Origin of the sequence: Telluribacter sp. (assembly GCF_035998675.1) — a bacterium.
Lineage (GTDB): Bacteria > Bacteroidota > Bacteroidia > Cytophagales > Spirosomataceae > Telluribacter.
On the sequence record NZ_DASYHI010000018.1, the window covers coordinates 1 to 12636 of the forward strand.

Genomic DNA, 12636 nt, shown 5'->3' on the forward strand with positions numbered 1-12636 from the left:
ATTATTTTTTCGACAAATTGCCAGCAGGAGTCAGTCATTTCAGAGAAATTCTCTTTCATTTAGCTTGTTTGAGGTGAGATTCAACAAGCTAACGACTGACTCCTTTTATTGGTTTTATTCAATCCAAAACATATTCTTAGAACTGTAAAATATGTAATACCGCTAACGGTGTTATTGTAAAATTGTGACTGGAGGTTAAGCATTCATCTACTGACAGACTTTATTAACCAAAGAAGAAAATTAAACGACTACAACCAATAGTTCAGGAAGCACAAGGGTATTAGCAACAAACAAGATTATATGCTGACAGATATAAATCCCAAATTACCAATGCGGGACAAGAGCGCAACGAAAGAGTTCTATTTAAACAAATTAGGCTTTCGGTCAGTAGGAGCCACAGACTATGACGGTTATTTGATAATCGGGAAAGACAACATTCAAATTCATTTTTTCGAGTTTAAGTCTCTTGATCCCAAAGAAAATTACGGACAAGTGTATATCCGAACCAACGACATTGAGAAGTTGTATCAATCTCTTTTAGACAACAAAGTACCCATTCACCCAAACGGGGCACTACAATCAAAACCCTGGGGACAAAAGGAATATGCTTTACTTGACCCTGACAACAATTTGCTGACTTTCGGACAAAGCATCTAGCAAATTTTTCGCATTTGTTAATGTTAGTACCAGCGAATCAGGTACTATGAATCGTGCGCTTAAAAGTTGCCGGTGAGAAATACCAGCTACGGCGGAATTAGAATCCCCTTGTAAGGCCTGGAATTTTACACGGGCAAAAGTATATGAAAGGTTGAGCCTATATTCATTTCGCTGGTTGCCCAAATGTATCCGTTATGGTTTTCTGTCACTTTTTTGGCAATGGAAAGACCTATACCCGTTCCAGAATATTCGGCCTGGCCATGCAGTCGATTAAACATCCGAAAGATCCGCTCAGCGTATAGTTGGTCAAACCCAATACCGTTGTCACGAACTTCTATTAAATAGTAGGTCCAGTTTTCCTGATCAACCGGAAGATTGATAGACCTTGCTACTTCCGAACCCATGACTTTACGGGATTGTATGGAAATTTCAGGAGGTGTAGCGGGTTTGCTGTACTTGAGCGCATTACCAATCAGGTTGTAAAAAAGCTGCTGGAGCTGGCGTTCGTTTCCTTTTACGGTGGGTAATGGACCTACCTCAACTCTTGCTCCTTTTTCCTCTACGGGAAGGTCCAGGTCGGCAAGTACCTTCATGACCTTTTCATTAAGATCAACAGAGTCCATTTCACGGGGACGTTCATTCACATGCGAAAACTCCAGCAGATCATCCACCAGCAACTGCATGCGTTCAGCAGCTGTTTCAATCCGGTCGATCAGGCCGGTATCTTTTTCATCTAAACCTTCGGCTATCTTAGTTTTTAACCGACTGGCAAATGTTCTGATTTTTCGGAGAGGCTCTTTCATATCGTGAGAAGCAGCGTGAGCAAATTCCTCCAGACTTTGATTTGAGCGTCTAAGTTCTTCTACCAGCCGATCCTTCTGTAACTGCGCTTCCTTAATGGGTGTGACATCAGTAAAGACGTGGATGAGGTGGTCCCGGTCCATTCTGGACACACTAATTTCCAGCCACCTTCCACTTAATTCAATGAAGTATTGTGTTATGAAAGGTTCGCCGGTTTCAAGGGTTTGTACGCACATTAGAAAATAGGGTGACTGGAGCATATCTGGCTCTATCTCCGTAACCTTCTTACTCAGGTATATATCCCTGGGAATACCCGCGATTTGCACTGCGGCATCATTCGCCAAAATGGTGCGGCCATCCACTACCTTGCCCTCTTCATTACGGATAACTTTGGAAACCGATATACCATTGGAAGATCCGGATAGTATGTTATCCAGCAGTCTTTTTTGCTCTTCTATTTTCTGGGCAGCTGTCTTTTGCTCCAACACATCTGCAAATGTTATCACTACCCCATTTTCTCCCACTTTTACAGAAGATGTGTCAAACCAGGCGTTGAGACCCTCTCCTTGATACCTGACGTCAAACCGGGCCGAAACACCCGTTTCTATCACGTTGCAATGAATAGCAAAAGCACCGGAAGGTACCGCAGTCGGAAACAGTTCCTTCATGGTTTTTCCCAGTACCTCTTCTTCAGTCTTGCCAATCATCTGCTTATACATCTCATTGATCTGGGTATAGCGCAGATCCAGGATAGTACCTTCTTCATCCCGTATGGCCTCACACGTAAAAACGGCACTGAGTGAAGCATTCAGAATACTATTGAGGTAGTCGGTTTGTTGTTGAAGTACTTGTTGTGATTGTTTCAACTCTGTGATGTCACTAAGCATAGCCAGAAAACCATCATCCAGCTTTACCGTAGAAATAGAAAGCCACTTCTTAGATCGTTCTACATATTGCTCACGCTGTATAAAAGTACCTTTTTCTACCACTTCAACGTACCGGTCAAAAGCGTTCGCCGAGCCTAAGATTTCTAGTATTTCGCTAAACAGTAGGGTAGCGCCTTCTTCTTCGGTAAGTCCCAACAACCCATTTCGCTGCTCATTATACACCCGTACCTTAAAGTCAAGGATGGTATCATCACTATTTCTAACCGCATCAAATACGGCTATTCCAATGGGAGAAGCCTTCACGATCGATTCCATGGTGCGGCGGGTTACCTTTTCCCTGAGTTCAGCCTGCCGTTGGGCTCCGCGGTCACAAGTAATACTAAGTACTCCCTCATTATGAGGTTGCCGTACTGTTTCATATACCCGATTGGTGTAAGGAGTTGAAAAAGTGAATTCTTTCACCTCAGCTGTCTGATATACCTCAAGAAAGTGTTTGAAATTTTCAGGAGCACCCTTTTCGGAAGGAACACCATCACGAAGGATGCGTAAACCTTTCAGGTTTCCCTTTGGATGACCCACCCCTTCGATTGCTGCTTTATTGGCATATCCGATCTCAAAATCCTCAATAGTTGCATCGCTGGTAAATACAGGTTTTACCCAGATCAGCGCATTGGGCACCAGGTACAATACGGATGCCTCAAGAGAGGAAGTCTTTAGATCGTTACTGATCATAAGAATAGGGACAGGATATAGTTTTTGTAGAATCAGACAAAAATAATCACAACCAGATAAATACCTATTATTTCGCCTATGCTGGCTTTATCACCGGCGAATCAGGTACTAGCGAATGAGTGACTTTAAAAGTTGCTGGTGAAAAACACCAGCAACGGCTGAGTCAGGTACTTGCGGGTGACTTTCAGGCAGGTATGATTATGGTGAATTCCGCTCCTTCACCCGGAGATGACTGGGCTTTGATGGTACCACCGTGGTTTTCCACAATCTTACGACAGATAGCTAGTCCCACTCCGGTACCTTCATACGTTGATTTATTATGCAGCCGGTCAAAAAGATTAAAAATTCTTTCCGCATATTCCTGCTCAAAGCCGATACCATTGTCCCTGAATTGTATCTGTAGATACTGTTCTGCCGGCCAGATCTCATCTGAGTCTACCATTTCTTTATCCAGGAACTCCCACGTGATGGTGATGAGAGGAGCTTCCTCCTTTCGGGAGAACTTTAAAGAATTGGAGATTAAATTCTGAAACAATCTTCCCATTTGGGATGGAATAACAATAGCTTCCGGAAGCTGGCTATATTTCACCGTCGCTTTCTTTCCTTCAATAGCGTTTTCAAGTAGTTCCAGTGATTCTTTTATAATTGTTTCCAGGCTACTTTTCTGAAAATGCTGCTTTTGAGAAAGAGAGGAGTAGTTTAATATCTCTTCAATCATCGTGTTCATACGCTGTGAAGAGACTATAATTTTATCAAGAAATTCACGGTGCTTCTCGTGGGGAGGATTTGTTTTATCTTCCACGACCCGGCTCGAAAAAATCTGGATCTTACGCAGAGGTTCCTTCAAGTCGTGGCTGGCAGTAACCGCAAATCGCTCCAGCTCTTTATTGGTTGCCTCTAATATAAGGTTAGCCCTGGTTAGCTGTTCCATTTCCTTTCGCCTGGTAAGATCGCGGGTTACTTTGGAAAAGCCAATGTGGCTGTCGGTGTAAATGGGTGAAATGGTGACGCTTGCCCAAAAGCGGCTACCGTCTTTTCTGATGCGCCATCCTTCCTCTTCGTATTTACCGGTTCTTATCGCGATGGCAAGCTCATTGGCTGGCTTATCGGCCGCTTTGTCTTCGGCGGGATAGAAAATAGAAAAATGTTGACCAATGATCTCATAGGCTGCGTACCCTTTAATGCGTTCAGCACCTTCATTCCAGGTCAGGATATCTCCTGTAGTATCCAGCATAAAAATTGCATACTCCTTTACCTGGTTTACCAGCAATAGATAAAGCTCTTCGTTTCTTCTTTTTTCGGTAAGGTCACGGGTTACTTTGGCAAAACCAATGTGTTTCCTGCCTTCGTCATAGATTGGTGTGATGATAATGTTAGCCCAAAACCTTTTTCCATCCTTACGCATCCGCCATCCTTCTTCTTCGTACCTTCCTCTGGTTAGGGCAGTACTGAGCTCCATTAGGGGTTTTTCGTTTTCCTGATCTTCAGGAATGAAAAACATGGAGAAGTTCTTGCCAAGAACCTCTTCTGTACTGTATCCTTTCATCCGCTGCGCACCAACGTTCCAGGTGGTTATACGACCTTCAACATCAAGCATGTATATCGCATAGTCCTTAATGGAGTCAATAAGCAATTGATAATCGTCCTGCATAATGTATAAAAAGGGTAAACGTTAACTCACGTTCTATGGCTAATTCTGATATACCTGATTAAGTTGAAACAATACGTTTCATTTATACTTAATGCTGATTCTATAAAAATGTTTATAGAACAATGAGTATTCAGGTTTTAACTTTTGGTATACATATGCCTCAACACAGGCCCTATGTATAATTTTCTTCCTTCTACCGGGGGGCAAGATTATAGCATCGGTGACGCAAATACTGGTTTCTGCTCCCTAACCTGTATTCTCAGAGACTAAAAGTTTTAATTTTCATAGTACTTCGACCCCCCATCTTTTCTACTGACAAGATAGGTATGGGAATATTTTTAGCTACTTCTTTGGTACTTTGAATTTTTATTCTACATTTGTAGAAACAAATCTAAGTTTGTAGAATGAAACTCACTGAAGCGGAAGAACTACTGATGCACCACCTGTGGCAATCCGGCAAAGCCTTTATGAAAGACCTGCTGGAAGCCTATCCCGAGCCCAAACCGGCCCCTACCACCGTGGCTACCCTGCTCAAACGCATGATAGATAAGGGATTCGTGGCCTACCGCGAATACGGAAACTCCCGGGAGTACTATCCGCTGGTGGCCAAGGATGAGTATTTCTCTAGCCAGATGAAGGGGTTGATCAGTAGTTTCTTTAATGATTCAACGGCCCAGTTCGCTTCTTTTTTCGCGCAATCATCTAATCTGACGACGGCCGAACTGGAAGATTTGAAGAAGATTATTGACCAGCAACTCAAACAGAAGAAGCCATGATTATCTACCTGCTGAAAGTACTGCTGTGCTCAGCCAGTTTGCTGCTGTTTTACCGGGCCTTGCTGGAAAAGGAAAAGATGTTCCGGTTCAATAGGTTTTACCTGTTGGGGAGTCTGGTACTTTCGGTGGTACTGCCGCTTATTCCGCTGGAAATTCTGTTGGAGGAACCCATTTTTACCCCGCCTCCTTCCACCGTAACCGATTTTAGTAACGGTAGGCCCGAGCCCTATACTGTAAGTCTGCTGCCTCAGCCTGCTACCCCGGAAAGTGTTCAGTGGTTTTGGCTGACCGGAGGAATGTACCTGTTTATAACCGCCTGGCTGCTTTTCCGCTACGGCAGGAATATTTACCGTTTAAGGAGCCGTATCCAGACCCATGAAGTACGGATACAGCAGGGGCTGAACCTGGTACTGTTGCCTACCGAAACCATGCCGCATAGCTATCTGAAATATGTATTTCTGACTAAATCCGATTACCTGAACGGTACCGTCGAACAGCAGGTACTGGACCACGAGATGGCCCACGTACGTCAGTTCCACAGCCTGGATGTACTTCTTGTGGAGTTGGTAAAGGTACTTTTCTGGTTTAATCCTGCTTTCTATTACTACCGGGACGCCATTGCGCTGAACCATGAGTTTCTGGCCGATGAGGCGGTACTTGGTACCTGTGAGGATGTACCCGCTTACCAGCACCTGCTGCTTCGGAAAGTACTTGGTGCGGCCGACCAACCCTTCATCAGTAAGTTCAATTATTCTTTCACCAAAAAAAGATTCGTCATGATGAACAAACACACATCCCGTCGCCGGGCCCTGCTGGCCCAGTTGTCTGTCCTGCCTTTGGTGGTTCTGGCCGTTTTCGCATTCAGTGATTTCTCCCTGGCCCAAGTTCCACCGCCACCCCCGCCGGTACCTGCGCCAATAAGCCAGATGAGTACTACTGATTTAGTAAAGGAGTATAATGAGTTGGTAGAAAGGTACCTGGAGAAGAAGGAGTCAGGATTCACTTTGGTAAAGAATCCCTCGGCTGCTGATGCCGAGCGTATGGAAGAACTGATGAAGGCCATGAATAAAGAGCAGTTGGCATCGTTGCAACATGTAATCTGGACTTTTAAACCTTCTCCCCCCAATGTACCTACCGAAACAGAGTATGAGAAGTACAAAAATCCAGCGGTTTATGGGGTATGGATTGATGATAAGAAGGTACCCAACAGCGAGCTGAACAAGTACAAACCGAAAGATTTTTCGAAGGCATCAGTAAGTAAGCTTTATCTTAACGCCCAAAAGACCATTGGTTATAAATACAAGTACCAGCTGAACTTGATGACTACGGCTCACTATGAGGCCTATCGTAAAGAGGCACTGGCAAATCCAAGAAAATACCTTGTTCCCAATAAAGGCAAAATCCCTGAATAGCTATAACCTTATGGTCATCAGGCTATCCGAAAGTAGCAGTAGAGGTAAAGGCAAGGGAACAGCGGTATTCTTCTTTGGCTGATTCAGTAAAACTGCCTCAAACTGTCTTCAAGTGGTCAGCCAGGTCCTGAAAGTAAGCCGCCGACCAGATATCCAGTACGCGTGAATCAGGAATAAAACGACTGATGTCGGACTTCACCCGCTCCATGTTGACCGAAGCGATCTTCTCCCGCAGCAGTTGGTGAAATTCTTCCGGCGTCATGGTCTCTTTGTCCCAGTCGCCGCTGTCACGGGCCCGTAGTACCAAGTGGTCAAGATGCAGCGCTACCCCTTTTCGGATGTACCATTCCAGATCAAACCAATCGCGCCCCTTTACGTTTGTACCCCATTTGCGGAATAGCAGCGCGTGCATTTTACCGGCAAATAGATCGGGCAGCGTAAAGCACTTTACATAGAAGGAGAAGGGCCGTAGCAATAGCCTTTCTTCGGTATCAAAACCCGGCGGGGGCAGGGTATCTACTTCAATTTTGATCCGGACGGGAGCGATCTGTCTGAGCCCGTGCTGGGGGATGATATCTTCCAATACCAGTTCCTTCCAGACGGTCTCGGACTTCAAAAAAGCAGAATCAATGGCCGAACGCTCCTTTTTCTGCTTTTCCCGGACAGAGACCTGCATACCTACGGCTTCAAATTCGGTAACCATGCCTTTTAGGTACTTTTCCAGCCCAAATTCCGGATCGGGGCTAAGCAACGAAAAGTCAAGGTCTTCCGAAAAGCGGTTCAGCCCGTAAAAGATCCGGAGGGCCGTTCCATCGTAGAAAGCTGCTTTCTCAAAAAAGCCGGTTCGGTACAGTCCCGCCAGCGCTACCTCCTGCATAATCTCCCGCAAAGCCTGGGTAGCCTCAGCCTGATTGGTGGGCTGGTAGGCGTTCAGCCAGTCCTTCATCATAGTTTTCGTAGTAGTTTCAGCATCATCGCTATGCTTTCTTTTTTGGGAGAGTCGGGTAGCCATGTTTCTATTTGAACGATATCCATCTCTCTCAGCATACTTTCGTCCAGGCGAAGATTTTCCAGCAGGTAATCGGCCGCCGCGGACTGGCTACGTAGTGTGAGCCCGGCGGTAGTAATTACCTTATCAAGCAGGGCCTTTTCCGGTGAAGCCATCAGAGCCCGCTGCCCCGGCGCTACTTCTTTCTGAACCTGCCCGAAAGAGTAGTAAGGCAAAGGGAGACGGGTGTAGGTAAAGGTACCTACCGGCGTATGAAAACGCCGCGACACCTTGGAAGTAGCCGAAGCCAGTTCATACACGCGCTCGGGAATCATGCCATAGAAAGACAAAGCACTTTCCATAGATACATAACTGGGGCCATAGATATGATTAGCCAGTAAAACAGGCTCCGGGGTACTGCTATCTGGAGCCGCCGCTACGTACAGCCCCTTCCTAACGGGTAGCAGTACGCCGGCCGCAAGGAGCTCGTGGATTTTATCGTTAGGCCTTTTGTATCCCTTCAGTACCGAGAGCAGTAGCTGGTGCGTAAGGGGCTGTCCACGATAAGGCTGTATTAGTTGCAGAAAGTCCATGGCTAAATGTAATAATAAAACAGGATAATCGGAATAATTCCGATTATCCTGTTTTAAAGTTGCAATTAAAGGTTGGCCAAGGTGGGGCAAAGACTTTTAGATTTGGATTAAGAAGTTAATGTTTAAACAATTTTTAGGGAGGTGAGAGTAGCTTTTTGATTAGTTGTGTTGTTTGAGAATGGGTTAAAATGGTTTCGTGGGTTGCTCCGGGTAAGGCTACAAATTGATCGTTGGAACCTAAATAGGCTTTAAGTTTATAAGCAGTACTGTTTGGGTTATCGGTACTGACAACGACAACCGGACTTGGAGCTTTTTGTACGTCCTCTTCGGTGGGAAAGACAAACCCGTTCACTGAGGGGAAAGGAAAGTAAAGTATATCGGTAAATCGGTCGCTAAAGTCACCACCGGCTGAGGCTGGATCAATCAATAGGGTAAATTTAGGTCGGTTCGCAGACGCTAAATGAGCCGCCACCCTGCCCCCTAACGAGTAGCCACAAATGACAATGTCGGCTTCCCGATACCTATGTTTTAAAGAGTCGTAAACTGTCTGTGCATCATTATTGAAATTGGCTAAGCTGATGGCCCCTTTACTTTTCCCGTGTTGCCGATAATCGGTTATTAATACGTCATAACCGAATTGCAGAAAGGTCGGAGCCATGGCCCCCCAGTTAGCTAATGTTCCCCCATTGCCTTTCCAGAAACAAACTACCCCTTTGGCTTTCGGCACCTTAAAGAGTAGAGCATTCAACAGGCCACCTTGTGGAGTTTGAATAGTTAATTCTTCTGTACTTTGTGAGAAGTTGTACTTGAAATCACTCGGTAGCGATGTTGACCTATACCGGGCAGTCTGCTGTTCTCTACCCATATAGAGCAATATATAGACGCCAATATAGCATAGCAAAACTATCAAAAGCCCTGCCCAGAGCCATCTGGTTCCTATTTTTTTAGCTGACATTCTCCTTCGATTTGAATAGAATCAAAAGTAGAGTGCTGTCTGATAAGTAACTAGTTAATAAAAGTTAAATAGTATTGTGTAATCAGTGTAGTTACCTATGGTATATGTCCCCAAAGACCTAAGGAGCAGGGGACTTTGAATAGGCAATAACAACTACTTAGAATAAGCTACAGACCCATCAAAATATTTGATAACTCTTTTGTATCCGCCTCCGGTAAAAGTAGCATTTTTCAAAATGTCATACTCAGACATAGTCTCTCTTTGTTCTTTAGACAGCTTGTAAGACTTTCCCTGAAGACTTTGAAACACGAAGTCTGGATCGAGTGCCATTTGTAAGGTATTTGTGACCAGTTTTTCAACCCGGATTCTACTTGCATACGTATAGAGAGGGGGCGAGATCCACTCCAATAGTTCATTGTATACCAGTACCAGTCTGCCATCTACTATAGAATAGTAGCTGGGAAACCGTGTAAGTGAGCTTTCGTCAGATAGAGGATAACTCCAGGTAGTTAGGGTGACAGAAGCTACCACCTCTTTGGCATGTTTTTCGGTTTCCTGAATGGGTATAGGTCCGGGAGGAGACAACTTGAGGCGATCAATAGTAACGAATCCAAATCCATCCCTGAAAAGAGCCGAGCTATCTGATTGCTCCTGAATGAACCTCCTGACCTCCCTGTATAGAAAAGAATTGGCCCGGAGGTCAATGAATGAAATCTCTAAGCTATCTGTACGATTTTTAATTAATCCAGGATGAAGCCCCCCTTCATCCTGAGCTAATACACTGATGGAAAGTAGTGCTAAAAGTGAGGTGAGGAAAATTTCTTTCATAAGGTAAGTTTTGTGATTAAGCCTTACAAACCTTCTACAAGCACTCGACCCACCTTAGCTAATCCGGCTCCAGTTAGTCTCGGCGTGGCGGAGGTTGTCCAGGTGCGAGCGGATAGGGTCGTGCTGGGGAAGTACCAGTTCCGGATCCTGATCAAGGATGGATTCGGCAGAGGCACGGGCGGCTTTGAGTATTTCGCCGTCTTTGGCCAGATCGGCGATGAGGAAGTCCATGATCCCGCTCTGCTGGGTACCCGAAAGGTCACCGGGACCGCGTAGCTCGAGGTCTACCTCCGCTATTTCAAAGCCGTTGTTGGTGCGGCACATGGTTTCGAGGCGCTTCTTAGTCTCCTTGCTCAGCTTGAAGTCGGTCATCAGGATACAGTACGACTGCTCAGCCCCCCGACCTACGCGGCCACGCAACTGGTGTAGCTGCGCCAGACCGAAGCGCTCGGCGTTTTCGATCACCATCACCGAGGCGTTGGGCACGTTTACTCCTACCTCTATCACCGTAGTAGCTACCATGATCTTGGTCTCCTGACGCAGGAAGCGGGCCATCTCGTACTCCTTGTCTTTAGGTTTCATCTTTCCGTGCAGGATGCTGAGAGGTACTTCCGGAAACGAGCGGGATATACTTTCGTAGCCATCCATGAGGTCTTTCAGGTCCATCTTCTCTGACTCTTCGATGAGCGGGTACACGATGTACACCTGCCGCCCCTTCGCGATTTCTTCTTTCAAAAAGCCAAACAGGGTGGCGCGGTGGGCGTCGTAGCGATGGACAGTCTTGATGGGTTTGCGCCCGGCGGGTAGTTCGTCAATTACGGATATATCCAGGTCGCCGTAGAGCGTCATGGCCAGGGTACGTGGTATGGGTGTGGCCGTCATCACCAGTACGTGTGGATTAACGCGCTCATTTTTAGCCCACAGCCGGGCCCGCTGGGCCACTCCGAACCGGTGTTGCTCGTCGATGATGCAAAGGCCGAGGTTCTGGAACTGCACCACGTTTTCGAGCAGGGCGTGGGTACCTACAATGATCTGTATGGAGCCGTCCTGCAATTGCTCATGGATTACATCCCGTTCCTTTTTTCGGCTGGAGCCGGTGAGTTTACCGATGTTGAGACCTAACAAATCAGCGAACTCTTTCAGACCATTGTAGTGCTGGTCGGCCAGGATTTCCGTTGGTGCCATCAGGCAGGCCTGGGCGCTGCTGTCTATAGCCATCAGCATGGTAATGAAGGCCACAATAGTTTTGCCCGAGCCTACGTCGCCCTGCAGGAGGCGGTTCATCTGCTTGCCGGTTTTAAGGTCCTCCCGGATTTCGCGTAGTACCTTCTTCTGGGCGTTGGTAAGTTCAAAGGGCAGGTGGTTGTCGTAGAAGTCGCGCAGGAGGGCAACGTGCGTGAATATTTGTCCCGGAAACTCATTCTTCTGCAGCAGCTTGTTCTTAATGAGCCGGAGCTGATTGTAAAAAAGCTCCTCAAATTTGAGCCGCCGCTGCGCCTGTACCAGGTGCGCCTGGCTCTGCGGCAGGTGGATGTTCCAGAGGGCGTCGGCTTTGCCAATGAGCCGGTACTGTTGCCGCAGCGATTCGGGTAGCGTTTCGCGGATGTTAGGAGCCGCCAGTTCGAGCAGCGTGCGCATCATCTTGCCAATGGCTCGGCTGTCCACAAACCGCTTGCGTAGCTTGTCGGTAAGGGGGTATACGGGCTGCCAGAATCCACCCGCTTCGTTTTCGGGAGTAAGAAGTTCTATTTCGGGATGGGTAATGCTGTACTTACCGCCAAACAGGACTGGCTTGCCGTACACGACGTATTCGGCATTTCGGCGTAGCATTTTCTCAAACCACGTAATGCCCTGAAACCAAACCAGGTCCAGTACACCCGTCCCGTCCGTAAACTGCCCCACCAGCCGCTTCTTGGCACCTTCGCCTATAATCTCCCACTCTTTCAGTCGGCCCTTTACCTGGGCACCCGGCAGCAGTTCGGTCAGTTCGCTGATGCGGTAAAAGCGGGTGCGATCTTCGTGACGAAATGGGTAGTGCTGCAGCAGGTCGCCATAATTGAAGATGTTGAGTTCCTTGTTCAGCAGGAGGGCCCGCTGGGGCCCTACGCCTTTCAGAAACTCGATTTTGGTATCAAAGAAGTTGGTACGTTCGGTCATTCGCTCTTGAGTGCTCCTTCTTCAAAATTACACAAATCCCCGAAAAGCATCCCAAAAAATAGAGCAGTTTTAGACACCCGACCGGCTTCTGCGTTTCGGGCTTTATTTACATCAATTTCTCCGTTATGAGGAGGAGTCTATTGCACCAATCAAACAACTTTTTAGTTTTGTAGGCGTTTTGCACAAGAATATCAACCAT

Annotated in this window: 10 protein-coding genes; 3 read left to right on the forward strand and 7 right to left on the reverse strand. The window is 46.5% G+C overall.

What is annotated here, in order from left to right; all coding sequences use genetic code 11:
- Nucleotides 1-300: 300 nt before the first annotated feature.
- Nucleotides 301-657, forward strand: coding sequence for a VOC family protein (locus VGN67_RS10645; protein WP_327486804.1), 357 nt, complete (start codon nt 301-303; stop codon nt 655-657).
- 125 nt (nt 658-782) lie between these two features.
- On the opposite strand, the gene VGN67_RS10650 is transcribed toward VGN67_RS10645, so the two are convergent.
- Both VGN67_RS10650 and VGN67_RS10655 read right to left on the reverse strand, forming a co-directional pair.
- Complete coding sequence (locus VGN67_RS10650) at nt 783-3077, reverse strand: PAS domain-containing sensor histidine kinase (protein ID WP_327486806.1); 2295 nt, start codon at nt 3075-3077, stop codon at nt 783-785.
- 184 nt (nt 3078-3261) lie between these two features.
- On the reverse strand, nt 3262-4728 hold the full coding sequence (locus tag VGN67_RS10655) for a PAS domain S-box protein (RefSeq protein ID WP_327486807.1): 1467 nt from the start codon (nt 4726-4728) through the stop codon (nt 3262-3264).
- 404 nt (nt 4729-5132) lie between these two features.
- On the opposite strand from VGN67_RS10655, the gene VGN67_RS10660 reads away from it, so the two are divergent.
- Nucleotides 5133-5504 carry a BlaI/MecI/CopY family transcriptional regulator gene (locus VGN67_RS10660; RefSeq protein ID WP_327486808.1) on the forward strand — a complete coding sequence of 124 codons (372 nt, stop codon included), beginning with the start codon at nt 5133-5135 and terminating at the stop codon, nt 5502-5504.
- Nucleotides 5501-6916 carry a M56 family metallopeptidase gene (locus VGN67_RS10665; protein WP_327486809.1) on the forward strand — a complete coding sequence of 472 codons (1416 nt, stop codon included), beginning with the start codon at nt 5501-5503 and terminating at the stop codon, nt 6914-6916. The genes VGN67_RS10660 and VGN67_RS10665 overlap by 4 nt, the downstream gene beginning before the upstream one ends.
- 97 nt (nt 6917-7013) lie before the next feature.
- Here VGN67_RS10665 and VGN67_RS10670 read toward each other — a convergent pair whose 3' ends face one another.
- From VGN67_RS10670 to recG, 5 genes are all read right to left on the reverse strand, one after another.
- Entirely contained in the window at nt 7014-7865 is an 852-nt protein-coding gene (locus VGN67_RS10670; protein ID WP_327486810.1) for a nucleotidyl transferase AbiEii/AbiGii toxin family protein, read from the reverse strand.
- Nucleotides 7862-8497, reverse strand: a complete 636-nt coding sequence (locus VGN67_RS10675; protein ID WP_327486811.1) for a hypothetical protein — start codon at nt 8495-8497, stop codon at nt 7862-7864. Before VGN67_RS10675 ends, VGN67_RS10670 begins: the two co-directional genes overlap by 4 nt.
- Nucleotides 8498-8630: 133 nt before the next feature.
- Nucleotides 8631-9452, reverse strand: a complete 822-nt coding sequence (locus VGN67_RS10680) for an alpha/beta hydrolase (RefSeq protein ID WP_327486812.1) — start codon at nt 9450-9452, stop codon at nt 8631-8633.
- 153 nt (nt 9453-9605) lie between these two features.
- Nucleotides 9606-10280: a hypothetical protein gene (locus tag VGN67_RS10685; protein WP_327486813.1), complete on the reverse strand. Its 675-nt coding sequence runs from the start codon at nt 10278-10280 to the stop codon at nt 9606-9608.
- Nucleotides 10281-10334: 54 nt separating this feature from the next.
- Nucleotides 10335-12437 (reverse strand): ATP-dependent DNA helicase RecG, encoded by a 2103-nt coding sequence (gene recG, locus VGN67_RS10690; RefSeq protein ID WP_327486814.1) that lies wholly within the window; start codon nt 12435-12437, stop codon nt 10335-10337.
- Nucleotides 12438-12636 lie beyond the last annotated feature (199 nt).

Excerpts from the sequence above, each read along its gene's own strand:
- VGN67_RS10655 (WP_327486807.1), bottom strand. The coding sequence starts at position 4,728 with ATGCAGGACGATTATCAATTGCTTATTGACTCCATTAAGGACTATGCG.
- VGN67_RS10675 (WP_327486811.1), bottom strand. The coding sequence starts at position 8,497 with ATGGACTTTCTGCAACTAATACAGCCTTATCGTGGACAGCCCCTTACG.
- VGN67_RS10680 (WP_327486812.1), bottom strand. The coding sequence starts at position 9,452 with ATGTCAGCTAAAAAAATAGGAACCAGATGGCTCTGGGCAGGGCTTTTG.
- VGN67_RS10650 (WP_327486806.1), bottom strand. The coding sequence starts at position 3,077 with ATGATCAGTAACGATCTAAAGACTTCCTCTCTTGAGGCATCCGTATTG.
- VGN67_RS10645 (WP_327486804.1), top strand. The coding sequence starts at position 301 with ATGCTGACAGATATAAATCCCAAATTACCAATGCGGGACAAGAGCGCA.
- recG (WP_327486814.1), bottom strand. The coding sequence starts at position 12,437 with ATGACCGAACGTACCAACTTCTTTGATACCAAAATCGAGTTTCTGAAA.
- VGN67_RS10670 (WP_327486810.1), bottom strand. The coding sequence starts at position 7,865 with ATGATGAAGGACTGGCTGAACGCCTACCAGCCCACCAATCAGGCTGAG.
- VGN67_RS10665 (WP_327486809.1), top strand. The coding sequence starts at position 5,501 with ATGATTATCTACCTGCTGAAAGTACTGCTGTGCTCAGCCAGTTTGCTG.
- VGN67_RS10685 (WP_327486813.1), bottom strand. The coding sequence starts at position 10,280 with ATGAAAGAAATTTTCCTCACCTCACTTTTAGCACTACTTTCCATCAGT.
- VGN67_RS10660 (WP_327486808.1), top strand. The coding sequence starts at position 5,133 with ATGAAACTCACTGAAGCGGAAGAACTACTGATGCACCACCTGTGGCAA.